The 19,698-nt window shown below is 67.8% G+C and carries 17 protein-coding genes; 12 read left to right on the top strand and 5 right to left on the bottom strand.

Features of this window, described 5'->3' with window-relative positions:
• The first annotated feature begins 6 nt into the window (after positions 1 to 6).
• The 6 genes from ACSQ3Y_RS12535 (at position 7) to ACSQ3Y_RS12510 (ending at position 6,059) form a co-directional block, all read left to right on the top strand.
• Positions 7 to 1,020, top strand: coding sequence for a phosphotransferase enzyme family protein (locus ACSQ3Y_RS12535; protein WP_436177468.1), 1,014 nt, complete (start codon positions 7 to 9; stop codon positions 1,018 to 1,020).
• A gap of 249 nt (positions 1,021 to 1,269) precedes the next feature.
• On the top strand, positions 1,270 to 2,370 hold the full coding sequence (locus ACSQ3Y_RS12530) for an IS5 family transposase (protein WP_436177467.1): 1,101 nt from the start codon (positions 1,270 to 1,272) through the stop codon (positions 2,368 to 2,370).
• A gap of 218 nt (positions 2,371 to 2,588) precedes the next feature.
• The gene (locus ACSQ3Y_RS12525; RefSeq protein WP_428003815.1) at positions 2,589 to 2,963 is read left to right on the top strand and encodes an FKBP-type peptidyl-prolyl cis-trans isomerase; all 375 of its coding nucleotides are present in this window, start codon (positions 2,589 to 2,591) and stop codon (positions 2,961 to 2,963) included.
• Positions 2,964 to 3,000: 37 nt separating this feature from the next.
• Positions 3,001 to 4,068, top strand: coding sequence for a MerR family transcriptional regulator (locus ACSQ3Y_RS12520; RefSeq protein WP_436177466.1), 1,068 nt, complete (start codon positions 3,001 to 3,003; stop codon positions 4,066 to 4,068).
• Between the two features lie 68 nt (positions 4,069 to 4,136).
• A complete protein-coding gene (locus tag ACSQ3Y_RS12515; protein WP_436177465.1) occupies positions 4,137 to 4,535 on the top strand; it encodes a hypothetical protein in 399 nt (132 codons plus the stop codon).
• 180 nt (positions 4,536 to 4,715) lie between these two features.
• On the top strand, positions 4,716 to 6,059 hold the full coding sequence (locus tag ACSQ3Y_RS12510) for an MFS transporter (protein WP_436177464.1): 1,344 nt from the start codon (positions 4,716 to 4,718) through the stop codon (positions 6,057 to 6,059).
• A gap of 118 nt (positions 6,060 to 6,177) precedes the next feature.
• On the opposite strand, the gene ACSQ3Y_RS12505 is transcribed toward ACSQ3Y_RS12510, so the two are convergent.
• Positions 6,178 to 6,840, bottom strand: coding sequence for an NAD(P)H-dependent oxidoreductase (locus ACSQ3Y_RS12505; protein ID WP_057206077.1), 663 nt, complete (start codon positions 6,838 to 6,840; stop codon positions 6,178 to 6,180).
• A gap of 245 nt (positions 6,841 to 7,085) precedes the next feature.
• Between ACSQ3Y_RS12505 and ACSQ3Y_RS12500 the strand changes: the two genes are divergently transcribed.
• Both ACSQ3Y_RS12500 and ACSQ3Y_RS12495 read left to right on the top strand, forming a co-directional pair.
• Positions 7,086 to 9,248 carry a PAS domain-containing hybrid sensor histidine kinase/response regulator gene (locus ACSQ3Y_RS12500; protein ID WP_436177463.1) on the top strand — a complete coding sequence of 721 codons (2,163 nt, stop codon included), beginning with the start codon at positions 7,086 to 7,088 and terminating at the stop codon, positions 9,246 to 9,248.
• A complete protein-coding gene (locus ACSQ3Y_RS12495) occupies positions 9,235 to 9,900 on the top strand; it encodes an RluA family pseudouridine synthase (RefSeq protein ID WP_436180116.1) in 666 nt (221 codons plus the stop codon). Before ACSQ3Y_RS12500 ends, ACSQ3Y_RS12495 begins: the two co-directional genes overlap by 14 nt.
• Here ACSQ3Y_RS12495 and ACSQ3Y_RS12490 read toward each other — a convergent pair.
• Positions 9,897 to 10,799 carry an EamA family transporter gene (locus ACSQ3Y_RS12490; protein WP_436177462.1) on the bottom strand — a complete coding sequence of 301 codons (903 nt, stop codon included), beginning with the start codon at positions 10,797 to 10,799 and terminating at the stop codon, positions 9,897 to 9,899. The two genes, ACSQ3Y_RS12495 and ACSQ3Y_RS12490, sit on opposite strands and share 4 nt — an antisense overlap.
• Positions 10,800 to 10,867: 68 nt before the next feature.
• Here ACSQ3Y_RS12490 and ACSQ3Y_RS12485 point away from each other — a divergent pair, with 68 nt between their 5' ends.
• The 4 genes from ACSQ3Y_RS12485 (at position 10,868) to ACSQ3Y_RS12470 (ending at position 14,701) form a co-directional block, all read left to right on the top strand.
• Positions 10,868 to 11,386, top strand: coding sequence for a MarR family winged helix-turn-helix transcriptional regulator (locus ACSQ3Y_RS12485; RefSeq protein WP_428000049.1), 519 nt, complete (start codon positions 10,868 to 10,870; stop codon positions 11,384 to 11,386).
• Between the two features lie 28 nt (positions 11,387 to 11,414).
• Positions 11,415 to 12,185: an SDR family NAD(P)-dependent oxidoreductase gene (locus ACSQ3Y_RS12480; protein WP_436177461.1), complete on the top strand. Its 771-nt coding sequence runs from the start codon at positions 11,415 to 11,417 to the stop codon at positions 12,183 to 12,185.
• Positions 12,186 to 12,368: 183 nt separating this feature from the next.
• Positions 12,369 to 13,553 carry a beta-ketothiolase BktB gene (gene bktB, locus ACSQ3Y_RS12475; RefSeq protein ID WP_436177460.1) on the top strand — a complete coding sequence of 395 codons (1,185 nt, stop codon included), beginning with the start codon at positions 12,369 to 12,371 and terminating at the stop codon, positions 13,551 to 13,553.
• 164 nt (positions 13,554 to 13,717) lie between these two features.
• The gene (locus ACSQ3Y_RS12470; RefSeq protein ID WP_057269805.1) at positions 13,718 to 14,701 is read left to right on the top strand and encodes a tripartite tricarboxylate transporter substrate binding protein; all 984 of its coding nucleotides are present in this window, start codon (positions 13,718 to 13,720) and stop codon (positions 14,699 to 14,701) included.
• Between the two features lie 214 nt (positions 14,702 to 14,915).
• On the opposite strand, the gene ACSQ3Y_RS12465 is transcribed toward ACSQ3Y_RS12470, so the two are convergent.
• The 3 genes from ACSQ3Y_RS12465 to ACSQ3Y_RS12455 form a co-directional block, all read right to left on the bottom strand.
• The gene (locus tag ACSQ3Y_RS12465) at positions 14,916 to 15,353 is read right to left on the bottom strand and encodes a universal stress protein (protein WP_057206065.1); all 438 of its coding nucleotides are present in this window, start codon (positions 15,351 to 15,353) and stop codon (positions 14,916 to 14,918) included.
• A gap of 325 nt (positions 15,354 to 15,678) precedes the next feature.
• On the bottom strand, positions 15,679 to 16,443 hold the full coding sequence (locus ACSQ3Y_RS12460; RefSeq protein ID WP_057269806.1) for a 2OG-Fe dioxygenase family protein: 765 nt from the start codon (positions 16,441 to 16,443) through the stop codon (positions 15,679 to 15,681).
• Between the two features lie 136 nt (positions 16,444 to 16,579).
• Entirely contained in the window at positions 16,580 to 19,537 is a 2,958-nt protein-coding gene (locus ACSQ3Y_RS12455; protein ID WP_436177459.1) for an EAL domain-containing protein, read from the bottom strand.
• Positions 19,538 to 19,698 lie beyond the last annotated feature (161 nt).

The following is a 19,698-nucleotide window of genomic DNA, read 5'->3' as shown; positions in this document are numbered from 1 at the left end:
CCATCCATGACCGCCCCGTCCACCGACATCGCCCAGTCCACCCCAACCGGCGGCGCCATTGCCCGCATCGTGATGGCGCACTACGCCCTGGGCGAGGTGGCCCACTGCGTGCTGATGCGGCGCGGGTACAACCAGGTGTACGAGCTGCGCTTTGCCGATGGCCGGCAGGCCGTGGCGCGGCTGTGCGTCGACCGCCCGCGCGGCGCGCCCAATACCGCCTACGAGACGGCGCTGCTCTGGCACCTGAAGGCCGCAGGCGCCCCTGTCGCGGCGCCTCTGGCCGCGCGCGATGGTGCGCCCAGCATCGACCTGCCGCTGCCCGAGGGGCCGCGCCCGCTGGTGCTGTTCGAGCACCTCCCGGGCGAATGTCCTGGCGAGTCGGTGCCGGACACCGAGGCCACAGGCCGAGGCCTGGCCTTGCTGCATGACCTGGCGCAGGGCTACACGGGCCCGCCCAGCCTGTACCAGCTGGATCTGCCCGACCTGCTGCGCGCGCCGCTGCAGCAACTGTGTGCGGCACCCGCGATGGACGATGGCCTGCGCGCCAGCTACACAGCGCTGGCCGAGCGCCTGGACGAGCGCATTACCGCCCTGCTGCCCACGCTCACCCGCGTGGCATGCCATGGCGATTGCCACGGCGCCAACAACTTCATGGGCGATGGGCCGGATGGCACCCGCGTGGCCTCGTTCTTCGACTTCGACGACACCGGCCCCGGCCTGCTGGCCTATGAGCTGTGCGTGTACCTGTGGAACAACCTGCCGCGCAAGGTGGACGGTGTGCTCGACGAGGCAGGGCTCACGCGCTGGCGCCACTACCTGGCAGGCTACCGCAGCGTGCGCCCGCTGGCGCAGGCGGACTTCGATGCGATTGCCGCCTTTCTGGCCGTGCGGCAGTTCTGGATCATGGGCGAGACGGCCGGGCGCTATGCCACCTGGGGCACGCAGACCATGCCGACGAGCCAGCTGCGCAGGGTGCTCAAGGTGATGGAGTACTGGGAGTCGTTCAAGACGCCGGAGTGAGTTGCAACGGCGCATGGGCTCGTCAATCGAGCTGTGCGCCCGCATCGGTCACCGCCTGCCACCCGCTTCGTCACTTCGCTTGCGGGGCGTTGTGACACGGTGGTGGTGGTGATGGTTGCTGCTTGCCTTGGTTGAGGGCGGAGGCCGGGGTGTGCGCCCGGCGGCGCAGTAACTTTCTCTTGCGTCGCCAAGAGGGTGTAGAAGAAATAAATTATAATAGCGCCGCATTGACCAAGCAGGAGCAGCGCAATGGCAAAGACAGGCCGACCACCCGTGATCCCCCCTGGCGAGTACGCCACCTTGCGCGAGGTGGTGCGCGACAACCCGCAGGCCACGCTGCCCGAGTTGGCGCTGGCCTGGGCCGATCACATGGGCCGCAGCGCCCCCAGCACGGTGACTCTGCGCGCAGCACTGAAGGCTGCCGGCCTGCAGCGAGCGCGGCCCAAGTCGCAGCTGTCCCGCTCGCAGCCTGGTCAGCCTGGCACGCGCTACGGCTACACCGCCCAGCATCGGCCCGCCAGTCAATCCGGCAACGCCATTGCCGGTGCCCTGACCGATGCCGAATGGGCGCTGGCGCAGGACCTGTTCGAGCCCCAACCGGGCTCGCGTGGCAGACCGGCCACCTACTCGCGGCGTAGCGTTGTCGATGCCTGCTGCTATGTGCTACGCACCGGCTCGTCCTGGCGCAACCTGCCGGTGCAGATCTATCCGCCCTGGCAGTCTGTGCAGAAGGCCTTCGTCAACTGGGCCCGCCAAGGCAAGTTCGAAGCGCTGCACGAGCGTCTGCGCCAGCAATGGCGCCAACGCCTGGAGCGCGCTGCGCAGCCCAGCGAGGCCATCATCGACTCGCAGTCCAACCGGGGCAGCCCTCAGGGTGGTACCTTGGGCTTCGATGCAGGCAAGAAGGTGCAGGGGCGCAAGCGCCATCTGGTCGTGGACACGCTGGGCCTGCTGCTTGCGGTGGTGATCACCAGTGCAGCCGTGCAGGACCGCGACGCGGCCGCGCAAGCGGTAGCACAGGCGTGCAAGCGCACAGATGGCTCGTTCAAGACGTTGTGGGCCGACAGCGCGTACGCCGGGCAATGCGCCCAGCAGATCGAGAAGGCGCACCACGTACAGGTGCGCATCGTGCGCCACAGTGCCCGCCACCGCTGGGACGATGCCCAGCAGCCGCTGTGGAGCGACGAGCGGCCTGCCCCCATCGCCAAGAAGCGCTGGGTCGTGGAGCGCACCCATGCATGGCTGGAGCGCAACCGCAGGCTGGTGATGCACCACGACCGCAAGCCGTTCTATGCGGCTGCGTGGGTGTGGCTTGCGCAGGCTCGGATGTTGTTGGGTCGGTTGAAATAGATTTCTTCTATACCCTCTTGGCGACTCAAGAGAAAGTTACTGCGCCGCCGGGCGCACACCCCGGCCTCCGCCCTTCGCGCAATAACAGAAGCAGCCACCGCAACAGAAGCAAACCAGCACCCACAAGAACACGACTAAGATCGCGCCTGTCCAAAATATTCCATCCTCACAAGGAGAACCCTTTGCGCAATACCCTGTGCCTGCTGCTCGCCAGCCTCATGATCGCCCCCGCCGCCATGGCCCAGCAAGCCGCCAAGCCCGTCACCACGGCCAGCGGCCTGGTCTATGAATCGCTCAAGGACGGCACGGGCGAATCGCCCAAGGCCACCGACACCGTCAAGGTGCACTACAAAGGCACCTTCCTCGACGGCAAGGAATTCGACAGCTCCTACAAGCGAGGCGAGCCCACCTCGTTCCCGCTGAACCGAGTGATCCCCTGCTGGACCGAAGGCGTGCAGCGCATGAAACCCGGCGGCAAGGCCAAGCTGACCTGCCCGCCCGCCATCGCCTACGGTGCCAACGGTGCCGGCGGCTTGATCCCGCCCAACGCCACGCTGAACTTCGAGATCGAACTGATTTCCGTCGGCAAGTAACCCACCGGCGCGCGGGCCACCCATCCATTCCTTGCACATGCTGCTGAAAGTCGGGGAACTGGCCCGCCGCACCGGCCTCACGGTGCGCACCCTGCACCACTACGACGAGATAGGGCTGCTGGCGCCGTCGGGCCGCTCCGAGGCCGGCTACCGCCTGTACAGCCAGGCCGACGTGCAGCGCCTGCACGGCATCCAGACCATGCGCCAGATGGGTCTGGCACTCAGCGACATTGGCGAGCTGCTGGCCGGCGAAGGGATGGCGCCCGAGCGCATCATCGGCCAACAGATCCGCGCGCTCGACCAGCAGATCATGCAGGCCACCGAACTGCGCGGGCGGCTGGCCATGCTGCGCGACGGTCTGATGGCAGGGGCCGAGCCCGACATGGGCAACTGGCTCGAAGCGCTGGCGCTGATGACCACCTACGGCAAGTACTTCAGCGCGGCAGAGCTCAAGCAGATCTTCACCAACTGGAGCCTGATCGAGGCAGACTGGCTGGTGGTCAAGGACTTGGTGCGCAGCGCCATGGACCGCCAGTTACCCCCCAACAGCCCCGAAGTCCAGGCACTGGCCTACCGCTGGATGGCGCTCATGCTGCACTGGATGGGTGGCGACATCGAACTGCTGGACCGCTGGGGCCACATGTTCCGCACCGAGCCCAGCACCCAGGGGCGCAACCATGCACCGCCGGGCGACATGATCGAGTTCGTCGAAACGGCGATCAAGCTGCGCATGGCCCTGCTCGAAAAGTACGTGACCCGTGACGATCTGCGCGGCTTGGGTCACGTGCCCCATGCGCAGTGGGCCGAACTGGAGGCACAGGTGCAGCAACTGCTGGCCCAGGGCGTACCTACACAGCACCCGGATGCCATCACCGCCGCCCGGCGCTGGGACCAGCTGTTCGGCCAGTTGACGTGCGGCAGCCCCGCGCTGCGCGAGAAACTGATCGCGGCGTCCGAACAGGAACCCCTGCTGCAGGCGGGCTCGCCCCTGAGTGCGCCTGTGCGCGCTTACCTGAAGGCGGCGCTGCTGCTCCCTGCCGCGGCAGCCTCCCCTGCCACGCACGCCGCTGAAAAATCGCCGAAAAAAGTGTTCCAGAAGGCTTGACCCTCACGCAACGTGAGGCCTCACAGTCGGACCCGACACGCTGCCAACAGCAGCCAACGGACCGACACATGAGCCCCCTGCCACACCTATCGCCCCTCACGCCCACCCCCTGGCGGCTACTGCTTCTTCACCCGGCAAACCACTGGCCGCTGTACGCGCTGGCGGGCACGGCCTGCCTGCTGGTGGCCTGCGTCCTGGCCGAAGCACTCACGCACCCTGAAGCGCTGGCGCTCGCCATTTTCCTGTTCACTGGCGTGGTGGTCGACGCCTTGCTGGCCCCTGGGGGCCCTGGCCGCTGGCTGCCCGCGGCCCTGGCGCTCGCTGCGCACGCGGCGGCGCTGCTGTGGAGCCTGGCGCTGGCCAAGCAGCCTGCTGCGGCTGCTGACGCCCCGGCATGCACTGCGGGCGCAGCCGCTGCGACCCCAGGCACCGCCAGCGCGCACTGCCTGATGCGGATTTGCATTTGATCGTATAGCTAGGCGGGAGCCGCAGACAGTGCTGTAGCACGGCAAGGCGAACCAACGACGCTATGCGGTTAAAGGCAAATCCGTATGAACAGGCATTCCCCATCCACGCACGGGAGCAGGTCCAGCCAGCGCCTGCCTGCGACTGATTTCAACCGTTCCATTTTTTCTCGAAGGAAGACCATGCCATCCATCCACGACAACCCGGCCCCGCCGAAGGCCGACCCGCGCGCGGCGCTGTTGCGCGACCCCAACTTCCGCTGGCTGACCAGCGGCTCCGCGCTCACCATGCTGGGCGACCAGTTCACGCTGATCGCCCTGCCCTGGCTGGTGCTGCAGATGACCGGCGACACGCTGGTGCTGGGCACCGTGCTGGCGCTCATGAGCGTGCCGCGCGCGCTGTTCATCCTGATCGGCGGCGCGCTGGTGGACCGCTACTCCCCCAAAGAGGTGTTGATGCTCACCAAGTACATCAACCTGGTATTGCTGGCGCTGCTCAGCGGCCTGGTGCTCACGGGTACGCTCACGCTGTGGATGGTCTACGCGCTGTCGCTGGCCATCGGCCTGGCCACGGCCTTCAGCATCCCGGCCGGCACCTCGCTGATGCCGCATGTGGTGCCGCGCGCACAGCTGCAGGCGGCCAACGGCATCGCCCTGGGCCTGCGCCAGCTCGCCATGTTCCTGGGCCCGCTGCTCGCGGGCCTGCTGATCGTGCTGTTCGGTGATGGCAGCGGCGGCAGCACGGCCGACGCCAAGGCCAACGCCACGGGCATCGGCCTGGCCTTTGCGCTCAATGCGCTGAGCTTCGGCATCTCGGCCTGGACGCTGGCCAAGGTGCAGACACTGGCCGCTGCGGCGCCCTCGCACCACGCACCCGCACCCGCCCCCGTGCCGCAGGCCGTGCTGGCATCGGTGGCGCAAGGCCTGGTGCATTTCTGGCGCGACCGCGAGCTGCGCACCTGCTTCCTCTACTGGAGTGCCATCGCGCTGTTCATCATGGGGCCCATCCACATCGCCATTCCGGTGCTGGCCAGCAGCACGCCCGCGCTGGGCGCCGCCGCCTTCGGCACCATGCTGGGCGCCCATGGCGCGGGCACGCTGGCGGGCATGGTGGCCTCGGGCATGTTCCCGCGCCTGCGCGTGGGCAGCCTGGGGCTGACCATCCTGGTGTTCGATGCCGTCATCGGCCTCTTGTTCATCCCCATGGGCATGATCAACGCGGTGTGGCAGGGCGCGGCGCTGATGCTGGCCATCGGCCTGCTGGGCGGCTTCATGCAGGTGCGCGTGTTCACCTGGATCCAGCAGCGCGTGCCGCCGGCGCTGATCGGCCGGGCCATGAGCCTGTTCATGTTCATCTTCATGGGCCTGGCACCGATTTCGGCAGCGGTGACCGGCTGGCTCATGAAGAGCATCACGCTCACCCAGCTGTTTGCGGCCAGCGGCGGCACGCTGGTGGTGCTGGTGGCGCTGGCCTTCGTGCTCACGCCGCTGCGCCAGGTGACCGATGCGCCCGCTGCGGCACGTTGATCCACCGCAAAAAAAACCGCCCACCACGGTATGTGGCGGGCGGATCAACGTCAAGGAGACGGCGGAGGAGAGAAATGCAACCGGGGAGAGGCCGGCCCATGGTGGGCAGGCGCGGGACTTACACCTCGGTGATGAACTGTTCGCGGGGACGGCGCACCTTCTTGAGGTTCACCAGCCAGTCGCCTTCGTCGGCACGGTAGCCCAGCGGCAAGATGGCCACGCTGCGCAGGTTGCGCGCACCCAGGTCCAGGATTTCGTCCAGGGCCTTGGGGTCGAAACCTTCCATGGGCGTGGAGTCCACGCCCTCGAAGGCGGCGGCGATCAGGGCAGCGCTCAGGCCGATGTAGGCCTGGCGGGCGGCGTGCTGGAAGTTCACTTCGGCATCCCGCTGGGGGTACATGCCCAGCAGCATCTGGCGGTAGTTTTCCCAGCCTTCGTTCTTGAAGCCGCGCTGCTCGTTGGTCAGGTCGAACATCATGTTGATGCGATCGGCCGTGTAGTTGTCCCAGGCAGCGAACACCAGCAGGTGCGAGCCGTCGGTGATCTGGGCCTGGTTCCAGGCGATGGGCTGGATGCGGGCGCGCACTGCGGGGTCGGTCACCACGATGATCTCGAACGGCTGCAGGCCGCTGGAGGTGGGCGCCAGGCGGGCGGCTTCGAGGATACGCTCGACCTTGTCTTCAGGCACCTTCTTGTCGGCGTTCATCTTCTTGGCCGCATAGCGCCATTGCAGTTTGTCGAGCAGTTCGTTGGCTGCGGGGGTGTGGGTGGCTGTGGTCATGACAAAGGCTCCTTGGTGTCATAGGTGGATTGGCGGCACCGAAATGCCAGTGGATGAACTGTAGGTACTGACCGCTTGTTCAGTAAGCCCTGAGCGGGAAAAGGATTGTTCCTATTCGGTCAACAATCGCCCCCATCCATGCGCGGTATGGGGGTTCCGCAGAGGCTTACACTTGTTTGCTCCACCCCCTGCCCGGCATGGCGCACGTCCCTTGCGTGCGCCGGCCTTGTTGATCGCTTTTGTCCATGAGTGAACCGGACCTGTCTTTCCTGGACCCCTCCCGGCGTTCGCCCACACCTGGTGTGGCCGCGGACGATGCGCTGGCGTCCACCGACAGCCCCGCCGGGGGCCTGGTGGCCGAACTGCGCGCCTACCAGGCCGAGCTGGAGAGCCAGAACAAGGTGCTGCGCTACAGCCAGGCCGTGGCCGAGAGCGCCTCGGAGCGCTTCGAGACCCTGTTCGCCAGCATGCCGCTGGCGCTGATGGTGATCGACGAGCACGACATGGTGGTGCAGGCCAATTCCATGGCGCACCGCTCGTTCCAACCCACGGAGCGCGACCGCCCTCTCAGCGCCCTGATGCCCTTTGTGAGCGCGGGCGACGTGGACCGCGTGCACAACGCCTTTGCGCAGGCCGAGAACCTGGGGCGCAGCGAGGTGAACGAGGTGGTCTTCGACATCGGCGAGGAGCTGCGCATCAAGGGCGACCTGCACATCGCCCACATCGAGGCACCGCAGGCCGGCGGTGGCCCGCCGGTGTCGCAGTACCTGTGCGCGGTGATCGACCAGGGCCCGCTGCTCACCGAGCGCCGGGCGCTGCAGCACAGCGCGCAGGCCCTGCAGCAGCGCAACGAGCAGCTGTACGCCAGCGAGAAGCGGCTGGAGGCGGTGATCAACTCGGCGCTCGACGCCATCATCTGCGTGGACCAGCACCAGCACATCACCGTATTCAACCCCACGGCGGCGGCGCTGTTCCAGTGCAGCGCCAGCGATGCGCTGGGCAGCCCGCTCGAACGCTTTCTGCCCGGCGCGGCCCAGGGCCTGTCGTTTGCGCAGCTCACCACGCAGGCCATGCTGGGCGAAATGACGGCGCTCACGGCCAGCGGCAAGGAGCTCGCGGTGGAGGTGAGCGTATCGTTCGAGCGCCATGCCGAGGGCGAGACCACCACCGTGTTCGCCCGCGACCTCACGGGCCGCAAGAAGGCCGAGGCGCACCGCACCGAGCTGGAGGCGCAGCTGCGCGAATCGCACAAGATGCAGGCCGTGGGCACCATGGCCGGAGGCATCGCACACGATTTCAACAACATCCTGGGCGCCATCCTGGGCAATGTGGAGCTGGCCAAGGCCGACAGCGCACCGGGCTCGCCCGCGCTGGAGAGCCTGCGCGAGATCGACAAGGCCGGGCGCCGCGCGCGCGACCTGGTGCGCCAGATCCTGACCTTCAGCCGCAACGAGCCGCCGCAGCGCACCGCCGTGCCGCTGGGCGAGGTGGTGCACGACACCGAGCGCCTGCTGCGCGTGACCCTGCCCCCGGCGATCGAGCTGCACATGCAGCTGCCGCTGGACCTGCCCCCGGTGCTGGCCGACGCCACCCAGGTCGAGCAGGCCCTGCTCAACCTGTGCACCAATGCCGTCCACGCCATCGGCAATGCGCGCGGCAGCATCCACGTGGAAGCCGCCGCCGTGCAGCCCGACAAGCGCCTGAGCGAGCGCCTGGGCCTGGCGGAAGGCCACTACGTGGCCCTCGCAGTGCGCGACAACGGGCCCGGCATCGAGGCGGCCACGCTGCAGCGCATCTTCGAGCCCTTCTTCACCACCAAGCCCGTGGGCCAGGGCACGGGCCTGGGCCTGGCCGTGGTGCATGGGGTGATGCGTACGCACGAAGGCGCGGTGGACGTGAGCAGCATCCCGGGCCACGGCAGCCGCTTCACGCTGTACTTCCCTGTGGCACCCGGCAGCGCCCAGGCGGCGCCCCCACTGGTACCGCCGCCTGCGCCCGCGCCACAGGCCACGGCGCAGATCGACCAGCGCAAGCCCCATGTGATGTACGTGGACGACGACCAGGCCCTGGTCTTTCTGGTGCAGCGCCTGCTGCGCCGCCGCGGCTACGAGGTGAGCGGCTACACCGACCCGCACGAAGCCAGCGCAGCACTGCGGGCCGACCCCCAGCGCTACGACCTTCTGGTGACCGACTACAACATGCCCGGCTTTGTCGGTACCGACCTGGTGCGCGAGGCACGCCAGATACGCCCCGACCTGCCGGTGGCCCTGGCCTCGGGCTACGTGACCACCGAGATCGAGCAGGCCGCCATGGCCGAAGGCGCCAACGCGCTGATCCACAAGCCCAACGATGTGGAAGAACTGGTGGCCACCGTGCACCGGCTCATCCATGGCCATGGCACCGGCTGATGACAGCGCACTGCCCGTGCACGCAGTGCACGAGGACGCGGACATCCTGGTGCTGCACAAGCCTGCGGGCCTGCTGTGCGTGCCCGGCCGCGGGCCGGACAAGCAGGACTGCCTGAGCGCCCGTGCGCAGCAGCGCTGGCCCGGCGCGCTCATCGTGCACCGGCTGGACCAGGCCACTTCGGGCCTGGTGCTCATGGCGCGCCACATCGAGGCACAGCGCCGGCTGGGCCTGGCCTTCGAGCAGCGCCAGGTGCACAAACGCTACGTGGCGGTGGTGCAAGGGCACATGGGGCAAGCCGGTGACGGCACCTGGGCCGAGATCGATCTGCCGATCGCTGCCGACTGGGAGCGCCGCCCCTTGCGGGTGATCGATGCGGCTCTGGGCAAGCCCAGCCTCACGCGCTGGCGTTCCGAGTCGCATGATGAATCGGCCAGCACCACGCGTGTTCTGCTCGAGCCCGTGACCGGCCGCACCCACCAGTTGCGCGTGCACCTGGCCGCCGTGGGCCATGCCATCCTGGGCGATGCGCTGTATGCCGATACCGCCACGCAGGCCCTGGCGCCGCGCCTGCTGCTGCATGCCAGCGACCTGGCACTGGCGCACCCGACCACCGGCGAACCGCTGCAATTCCATCTGGCGCCCGATTTCTAAGCCGCCGGGGCGACTGCGGCCTGCCGCGCCATGGCCCACTGCACGGCCAGGATGCTGGCCAGCACCACCACCACGCCCACCAGAGACGTGCCGCGCAGGGCCTGCCCAAGCAGCGCCCAACCCAGCAGCACAGCCGCCACCGGGCTTAGCAAACCCAGCGACGACACCGCCACCGACGGCAGCCGCGCCACGCCGCGGAACCACAGCGCATAGGCCAGCAGCGCGCCGGCGATGCTCAGGTAGGCATAGCCGCCCACCTGCATGGCGGTGAGGGCGGGCAGCGGCGGGTCCACCGCCCAGGCCACGGGCAGCAGCATGGCGCCGCCGGCCAGCAATTGCCAACCCGTGAAGGCCAGCACCGGCAGGCCGCCCGACTGCCAGCGCCGCGCGAGAAAGGTACCGAAGGCCATGCACACCGTGCCCGCCAGCGCGGCCACCACACCCACCATGTCCCACGCGGCGCCGGGTGACAGCAGCAGCGCCGCCATGCCCGCCACCCCGAGTGCCCCGGCCCCCATGGCCAGCGCGGGCGGGCGCCGGTGGTCCACCGCCCAGGTCAGCCCCATCATGAGCAGCGGCCCGATGGCGCCTACCACAGCGGCCACGCCACCGGGCAGCCGGTAGGCCGCCACGAACAGCAGCGCCTGGAAGAAGCCGATGTTGAGCGCCGCCAGCAACAGCAAGCGCGCCCAGCCGGCCCCATCGCGCAAGGCCGGTGCCTGGCGGCACCACAGCACCAGCAACAGGCCGGCAGGCAGGGTGCGCAGCAGCGCTGCCGTGAAGGGCCGGTCGGGCGGCAGCAGCTCGGTGGTGACGATATAGGTGGAGCCCCAGATGGTGGGCGCCAGCGCGGTCAAGAGCACGTCGCCCCAGGCTATGCGGTGGGTTTTCTCAGGCATTTTTTATCTTCAAATCAAGATAAATAACTCTAACATAAAATCTTGAAATCAAGACAACTCAAGCTGCCATGCCCGTACCCCAACGCACACCCGATGCCGTGGACGCCATCCTGGCGCAGTGGCACCGCGAGCGCCCTGATCTGGATGTGGCACCCATGGGCCCCATCGGCCGCATCAAGCGCTGCGCGGCCCTGCTGCAGCGCCGGCTGGACGAGACCTTTGCCGAGTTCGGCCTGAGCTATTGGGAGTTCGACATGTTGGCCACGCTGCGCCGCTCGGGCGCGCCCTATTGCCTGGCGCCGACCACCCTGTTCTCCACGCTGATGGTCACCTCGGGCACCATGACGCACCGCATGCACAAGCTCGAGGCCAGCGGCTTCGTGGTGCGCCGGCCCAACCCCGACGATGCGCGCAGCATGCTGGTGCAGCTCACGCCCGCAGGGCTGGCCCTGATCGACCGCGCGGTGGAGGCCCATGTGGCCAACGAACACCGCATCCTGGCGCCGCTCAAGGCCGCCGACCTGGCGGCGCTGGATGCCAGGCTGGCCCTGCTGCTGGCGGCGCTCGAATCCCCGAGTGACAGCTGACGGCGTACAGGCGCAGTACGATGGAGGGATGTCCCAACCCCAACACCTCTTCATCCTCACTGGCGCCTCGCGCGGCATGGGCCTGGCCATGGCCGGGCAATTGCTGCAAGGCCCGGGCAACACCCTCGTCTGCCTGGCCCGCAACACCCAGGACGCGCTGACCGCCGCCGCCAAGGCCTCGGGCGCCACGCTCGAGCAGTGGCAGCAAGACCTGTCGCAGGGCGAGCAGGCCGCCGCACGCCTGAAGGCCTGGCTGGCGGCGCAGGCCCCTGGCCGCTTTGCCAGCGCCACGCTGATCAACAACGCCGGCACCATCCCGCGCATCGCCCCGCTGTCGGAAAGCGATCCGGCCGACCTGGCCAACGCGCTGCGCGTGGGGCTGGAGTCGCCCATGCAGCTCACAGCCGCCTTCCTCAACGCCACCGAGGGCTGGACCGCCACGGCACGCAAGGTGCTCAATATTTCCTCGGGCCTGGGCCGGCGCGCCATGGCCTCGCAGGCAGCCTACTGCGCGGCCAAGGCCGGCATGGACCATTTCACGCGCTGCGTGGCGCTGGACGAAGCCCACAAGCCCCATGGCGCCAAGGTCTGCTCACTGGCACCCGGTGTGATCGACACCGACATGCAGGTGCAACTGCGTGGTGCCGCCCCCGAGGCGTTCCCGGACCGCGAGAATTTCGCCAACCTCAAGACCGGTGGCCAGCTCACCTCGCCGGCCGATGCCGCTACCCGCGTGCTCGCATGGCTGGACCGCGCAGACTTCGGCACCAACCCGGTGGCCGATGTAAGAGAAGCATGACCCCCCTGAGCCGCTTCGCGTCTTCCCCCCAGGGGGACGCCGCCAGTGGCCTGGCAAAGCCAGTTCCACGGCGGCACTGGCCTGTCGCGCGCCAGTTTCAGCCGCCCTTGTTTTCATAGCTGCCAGCGTCTGCCATCCAGGCGTTGCAAGCCCATAGCATTCCATTTTTCCAAGGAGACTCCCATGACCCGTGAAGTCGTCGTCGTCAGCGCAGTGCGCACCGCCATTGGCACCTTTGGCGGCAGCCTCAAGGACATTCCGCCCACCGAACTCGGCGCCCTCGTGGTGCGCGAATCGCTCGCGCGCGCCAATGTGGAAGGCAAGGACGTGGGCCACGTGGTGTTCGGCCACGTGGTGAACACCGAACCCAAGGACATGTACCTCTCGCGCGTGGCCGCCATCAACGGCGGCTGCGGTGAAGGCACGCCCGCCTACAACGTCAACCGCCTGTGCGGCTCGGGCCTGCAGGCCATCGTGAGCGCCAGCCAGTCCATCCTGCTGGGCGACACGGACGTGGCCATCGGCGCCGGCGCCGAGAACATGAGCCGTGCCCCCTTTGCCAGCCTGAACATGCGCTGGGGCGCGCGCATGGGCGACACGAAGATGGTGGACATGATGATGGGCGCACTGCACGACCCGTTCCACAACATCCACATGGGGGTGACGGCCGAGAACATCGCCGCCAAGTGGGGCATCAGCCGCGAAGACCAGGACCAGCTCGCCGTGGAAAGCCACAACCGCGCCGAGCGCGCGACCGAGGCAGGCCTGTTCAAGGACCAGATCGTGCCCGTCACCTTGAAGAGCAAGAAGGGCGACGTGCAGTACGCGACCGATGAGCACTTTCGCCCCGGTGCCACGCTGGCCGACATGGCCAAGCTCAAGCCCGTGTTCCTCAAGGAGAACGGCACGGTGACGGCCGGCAACGCCTCGGGCATCAACGACGCCGCGGCCGCACTGGTGCTGATGGAAGCCGGCGCCGCCAAGGCGCGCGGCGCCAAGCCGCTGGCGCGCCTGGTGGCTTATGCGCATGCCGGCGTGGACCCGAAGTACATGGGCATCGGCCCGGTGCCGGCCACGCAGCTGGCGCTCAAGAAGGCCGGCCTCACGGTGAACGACCTGGACGTGATCGAGGCCAACGAGGCCTTTGCCGCCCAGGCCTGCGCCGTGACCAAGGACCTGGGGCTGGACCCGGCCAAGGTCAACCCCAATGGCTCGGGCATCTCGCTGGGCCACCCGATCGGCGCCACCGGCGCGCTGATCACCGTGAAGGCGCTGCACGAACTGCAGCGCGTGCAGGGCCGCTATGCGCTGGTGACCATGTGCATCGGCGGCGGCCAGGGCATTGCGGCAATTTTCGAGCGCATCTGAGCCTGCAGGTTGCCATCGCCAGTGGCGATGGCGCCACGCTGCATTGGCAAGGCAGCACCGGCACGCGATCGGCGATCATGTGCAGGTGCTGGCCCAGATCAGCAGAGTGGAGCGCGCCTGAAGCGGCCGCCCCAACCATTGAACCGACGGAGACATCTTTCACCATGATTCGCACCCTGATTTCCTTCAGCGCGCTGGCCCTTGCCCTGGGTGCCACCGCGCATGCGCAGGCACCCGCCCCTGCCGCCGCCTACCCCAACAAGCCCATCCGCCTGATCGTGCCCTTCCCGCCCGGCGGCGGCACCGACATCCTCTCGCGCCTGGTGGCCACCAAGCTCACCGAAAGCGCCAAGTGGACGGTGGTGGCTGACAACAAGGCCGGCGCCGGCGGCACCATCGGCATCGGCGAGGCCGTGAAGGCGGCGCCCACAGGCTATGACATCGTGATGGGCCAGAAGGACAACCTGGTCATCGGCCCCTGGCTGTACAAGAACCTGCCCTGGGACCCCACCAAGGACCTGACCGCCGTGGCCCACGTGGCCTATACACCGGTGGTCATCGCCACCAGCGCCAACTCCAAGTACAAGACCCTGGCCGACGTGATCGCCGCCGCCAAGGCAGCGCCCGGCACCGTCACCTATGGCTCGCCCGGCAACGGCACCTCCATCCACCTGGCGGGCGACCTGTTCGAGAAGGCCGCGGGCGTGAAGCTCAGCCACATCCCCTACAAGGGATCGAACCCGGCCCTCATGGATGCAATGGCCGGCAACGTGGATTTGCTGATGTCCTCCGTGCCCTCGGCCATGGGCCAGCTCAAGTCGGGCAAGTTGCGTGCTCTGGCCGTGACCTCAGCCAAGCGCAGCTCGTCCCTGCCCGACGTGCCCACTGTGGCCGAATCGGGCTTCAAGGGCTTTGACGTGAGCACCTGGTACGGCGTGTTCGCACCCGCCGGCACGCCGGCCAGCGTGGTCACGGCCCTGAACGCCGAGATCAACAAGCTGCTGGCCACTGCCGACATGAAGGCCGCCATCCAGGCCCAGGGCGCCGAGCCCGAAGCCATGTCCGCCGCGCAGTTCGGTACCTTGATGAAAAACGATTACGCCAAATGGAAGGGCATAGTGGAAGCCTCCGGCGCCAAGATCGAGTAACGGGGTAGGAGCCGCTAAAAGCTCTCCTGGCGTCGTTGTTCCGTCTTGCCGTACTTTCAGTACTGTCTGCGACGAAACGCCTAGCCAGGACCGCTGCGCTGAGCTTGTAGCGACTCCCGAAGCTCTGTATCAAAGAAAAAATGGCTCCTTCTTGGAGCCATTTTTTTTGTTCCAGCGCAGTGCCAGGGGCGCAGCACAAATTCAAAACCGGGATTCAGGTCCGCACGACCAGCACCGGCACGTGCACCGCGCCCAGCACGCGCTGCGTGACGCTGCCCAGCACCAGTTTTTCAAGGCCGCGGCGGCCGTGGGAGCCCATGACGATGAGGTCGGCACCGGTGCTCAGCACAGCGCTCACGATCCCGTCGTGCACGGTGTGGCCCTCGCCCACGACCGTGGTCACCTGCACGCCAGCCGCCGCGAGGGCAGTGCGAGCGGCGTCCAGTGCCGTATTCGCCTCGGCTGTGGCAGCGCTCAGGTACTGGGCCTGGCCATAGGCGAAATCGGCACCGACGCCGGTGAACGGATACGGGTCCACCACGTACAGGGCGGTTACGGCGCTGCCAAAGGTCTTGGCCAGCTCTGCCGCCTTGGACACGGCCAGCGCGGCGATGTCGGAGCCATCGATGGGAACCAGAATGTGCTTGAACATGGCGTCTTCTCCTTGTGTTGAATGCACCTTCGGCGAGGCCCTGATACGGATTTTCCTTCAAGCGTCCAACTTCGTGGGTCCGCCTTGCCGTGCTACAGCACTGTCTGCGGCTTCCCGCCTAGTTATACGATTGAATGCAAATCCGTATGAACCACCAATCCCCCGGTCCCGGGTGCCGCCTGCGATGCGATGAAGGACAGTGTGAACCCACACCATACATCGCATCTTGATGCGCATCAAACGGCGGGCGGTCGATCCAGCGATTTCTCCAGCAAGACGACGCCTTGTCCTACGCCGTGCCCCCCACCGACAAGGATGGTGACCCCTATCCCACCACGTCCGCCCCCTGGAACGCGCCGCGCCGGCAGGTGACCACCAGCGTGTCGCGGTAGCCACCGGGGGCCACGGGCTGGATGGGGGTGGATTCGTGGATCATGCGCGCATCGTCCAGCAGCAGCAGGGACCAGGGCTCGGTGAGCGTGAAGCGCTGGCCGCCCGGGCCGTTGGCCTCGAACACCCGGGTCTCACCGCCCTTGATGCCCTCGCGCCCCACAAGAAATACCGCCACCAGGTCCACACCGTCGCGGTGCGCGCCTTCGGGCGTGGGCCGGCCGATGCCACCTTCGGTGTCGATGCGGAACTGGTGCGCCTCCACGAACCAGGGCTGTGGCGCCTTGCCCTGTGCGGCAAACACGGCGTCGGAGACGCGGGCCAGCGCAGCCAGCAGCTGCGACCAGACGGGCAGCGCCACCGTGGCCGGCTCCATGGGCGCAAACCAGCGTTCCATGCCGCCGTGCAGGGCGTTGTATTCCACCGGCTGCCAGTGCGCGCGGTGCGGCACCTGCTGCGCCTGCCCATCCTGCACCATGAAGCAGGCGTGGCGCCGGCGGCGGTAGCGCCCGCCGTCCTTCAGGAAATCGTCGGGCGGCAAGGCCGCCCAGTCGGCATTGAGTGCCAGCAGGTCAGAGAGCGGGCAACCCATCCAGGCCGCCACATCGGCGGGCGACAGCACGGCAAAGCCGGCGCTGCGCAGTTGATTCGCAGTCTCGGAGGGCGCGGTAAAAGGAGGTGAGAAAGTGACTTGTGCCATGGCCGCCGAGCATAAGGCTTAACGCAAGGGGCTGCCGAGCCCAGGCCACGCGCCGCAGTGCCGTGCAACCAAGGGGTGATGCAGGTCAAACGGCGCCAGCCCCGGCTGAAGGCCTGCCCTGACTCCCCAGGCGCTTTCACGGCTGCAAGGCCACCTGCTCCGCGATGCGCAGCAAGGCACTGGCCGGCGCCGGCCGACCGAACAGGTAGCCCTGCCAGTGCAGGCAGCCCACGCTGGCCAGCATGTCGCGCTGCTCGGGGGTTTCCACCCCTTCGGCAATCACGCCCAGGTCAAGGCTGTGGGCCAGGTTGACGATGGTGCGGGCGATGGCGGCGTCGTTGGGGTCGGTGAGCAGGTCGCGCACAAAGCTCTGGTCGATCTTGAGCTGGTCCAGCGGCAGGCGCTTGAGGTAGCTGAGCGACGAATAGCCCGTGCCGAAGTCGTCGAGCGAAAAGCGCACGCCCAGGGCGCGCAACGTGGTCATGCGGCGGATGATGTCTTCCACATCATCGAGCAGCAGCGACTCGGTCAGCTCCAGCTTCAGGCGCACCGGGTTGGCGCCTGTGCTCTTGAGGACCTCCACCACGTCTTCCACGAAGTGCGGGTGCCTGAACTGCAGCGCGCTCACGTTCACGGCCAGCGTCCAGTGGGCCGAGGCCGGGTTGCGCGCCCATTCCACCAACTGCAGGCAGGCTGCGCGCAGGATCCAGGCGCCCAGGGGCACGATGAGGCCGCAGGCCTCGGCCACGGGGATGAACTCGGCCGGCGAGACCAGCCCGCGCTGCGGGTGCTCCCAGCGCAGCAGGGCCTCGGCCCCCACCAGGCCCTCCAACTGGCCGATCTGCGGCTGGTAGTGCAGCAGGAACTGGCCCTCGCGCAGCGCCTCGCGCAAGCCCGCCTCGAGCGCGGTGCGCGCCGTGACGGCGGCCTGGGTGCGGGGGTCGAAGAAGCGCAGGGTGTTGCGCCCCGCCCCCTTGGCCTGGTACATGGCCATGTCGCCGCGCTTGAGCAACTCGTCCACCGTGGTGTGCGGGTCGGCATACAAGGTCACGCCGATGCTGCACGAGCTGTGGTGCGCATGGCCGCCCAGCTGGTAGCTTTGCCCCAGCGCATGCAGCACCTTGCGGCCCACCATCTCGGCCTGCGAGGCCGCCTCGTGCGGCAGCGCGCTCAGGCCCTCCAGCAGCAGCACGAACTCGTCGCCGCCCAGGCGCGCCACCGTGTCGCCGTTGCGCACGCAGCCGCCCAGGCGCGCCGCCACCTGGCACAGCAGTTGGTCGCCGATCTCATGGCCCTGGGTGTCGTTCAGGTCCTTGAAGTTGTCCATGTCCACGAACAGCAGTGCACCACCGGTACCCGTGCGGGCGCTGGCCGCCAGGCTGTGCTGCAGCCGGTCGGCCATCAACCGCCGGTTGGGCAGGCCGGTGAGCGGGTCGTAGAAGGCCAGCAGGCGAATCTCGTCCTCGGCCGCCTTGCGGCTGGAGATGTCGGTCTGGGTGCCCACGTAGTGCGTGATGGCGCCCTGCGCCGAACGCACGGCGGTGACGGTGATCCAGGCCGGGTACACCTCCCCGTCCTTGCGCCGGTTCCAGACCTCGCCCTGCCAGGAGCCCACCGACTGCAGCGTCTCCTGCATCGTCCGGTAAAAGGTCTGGTCGTGCCGGCCGGACTGCAGCAGCGCCGGAGTCTTGCCCACCAGTTCCTCCACCGGGTAGCCCGTGAGCCGCGCGTAGGACGTGTTGGCCTGGATGATGCGCTGGTCGGGCCCGGTGACCACCATGCCCTCGAACGACTCGAACACGATGGCCGCGATCTGCAGCGATTCCTCGACCCCCCGGTGGTCGGTGATGTCGGTGGAAATGCCGCACAGCGCATGGATGCGGCCGTCGCTGTGGCGCAGCGGCATCTTCACCGACAGGTAGGTGCGCACCGAACCATCGTGGAAGGTGTTAGTTTCCTCCACCTCGATGCGCTCGCCGCGCTCCAGCACCAGGCGGTCATTGGCCGTCAATTGGCGCACAGTCGCCTCGTCGAAGATCGCGCTGTCGTCCTGCCCGATCAGGCCGCCTGCGGCATCGGGAAGCAACGCCAGCATGTGCTGGTTGGCGTACTGGTAGCGGTGCTCGGCGTCCTTGATGTAGATGAAGGCGCCCACGTTGTCGAGGATGGTGCGCAGCTTGTGCCCGCTGGCCCACGGGTGCCGGCTGCGCTCGCGCACCCGGCGGCGGCGCACGAAGACCACCAGCACCCCCAGCGCACCCGCCAGCAGCAATGCGCCAACGGCCCACAGCACAGGGCGCCCCACGCTACCGGCGGACGGACGGCCCGCCCAGCTGCGCATCACCTGCGCATACGACGCATCCGACCCATCGCGCCACTGCGCGGCCCGCTTGTCGATGGCGGCCAGCAGGTCGGGGTTGCGGTCCTTGCCGCTGGCGATGTACAGACCCCCTGGCTGAAGCACAATGCCCGAATCCACCAGACCGTGGCCCGGCGCACGGGCACTGCCGAACAGGTGGCTGGTGATGGCCGCCTCGGCGTTCTTGCTGCCCACGGCGCTGAAGGCCTGGTCGGGCGAGTCCACCTCCACCACCATGACCTGCAGCCCATAGCGGCGCGTGAGGGCCATGAAATGGTCCTTCTGCACCGTGCCGCGCTGCACGGCCACGCGCTTGCCATCCAGGTCCAGCACCGACTGGATCGGCGAGGACGGTGGACGGTACACCTCGGACCAGGTGTCCACGATGGGTTGCGCGGTGAAATCGAATTGCGCCTCGCGCGCCGTCGTGCGCGGCACGTCGGGCACCAGGTCCAGGCGGCCGTTGTGCAGGTCATCCAGGCATGCACGCAACTCGCACGGCACATAGCGCACGGACCAGCGCTCGCGCTCGGCCACCAGGTTGAGCAGGTCCACGAAGATGCCCGCAGGCCGGCCATGCTGGTTCATGAACACGGTGGGCTCGTTGGCATACACCCCCACCCGCACCTCGCGCGCAGGCGCAGCAGTGCTGGCGCTCACCGGCAGCAGGCACAAAAAGGCACCCACCAGCCAGCCCGCCCATCGGCAATGCCACCGGAAAATGCGTGAACTCACGATCGGGAATCCCCACAGTGGCCAAAAGCACCATGTTAACCAAAGGTTGCTTGTTTATCAAAACGTAACCAAAACAAGGCGTGCCGCCGAAAGCCTGCCCGATATCTTTTTTTTGCACAGGCCTGCAGACCTTGGGTTAGCATGCGTCAAACTCCTCGGAG

Source organism: Acidovorax sp. LjRoot66 (assembly GCF_964253305.1).
Classification (GTDB): domain Bacteria; phylum Pseudomonadota; class Gammaproteobacteria; order Burkholderiales; family Burkholderiaceae_C; genus Acidovorax.
The sequence above is the reverse complement of the archived record's forward strand: the minus strand, read 5'-3'. Positions and strand labels throughout refer to the sequence as shown.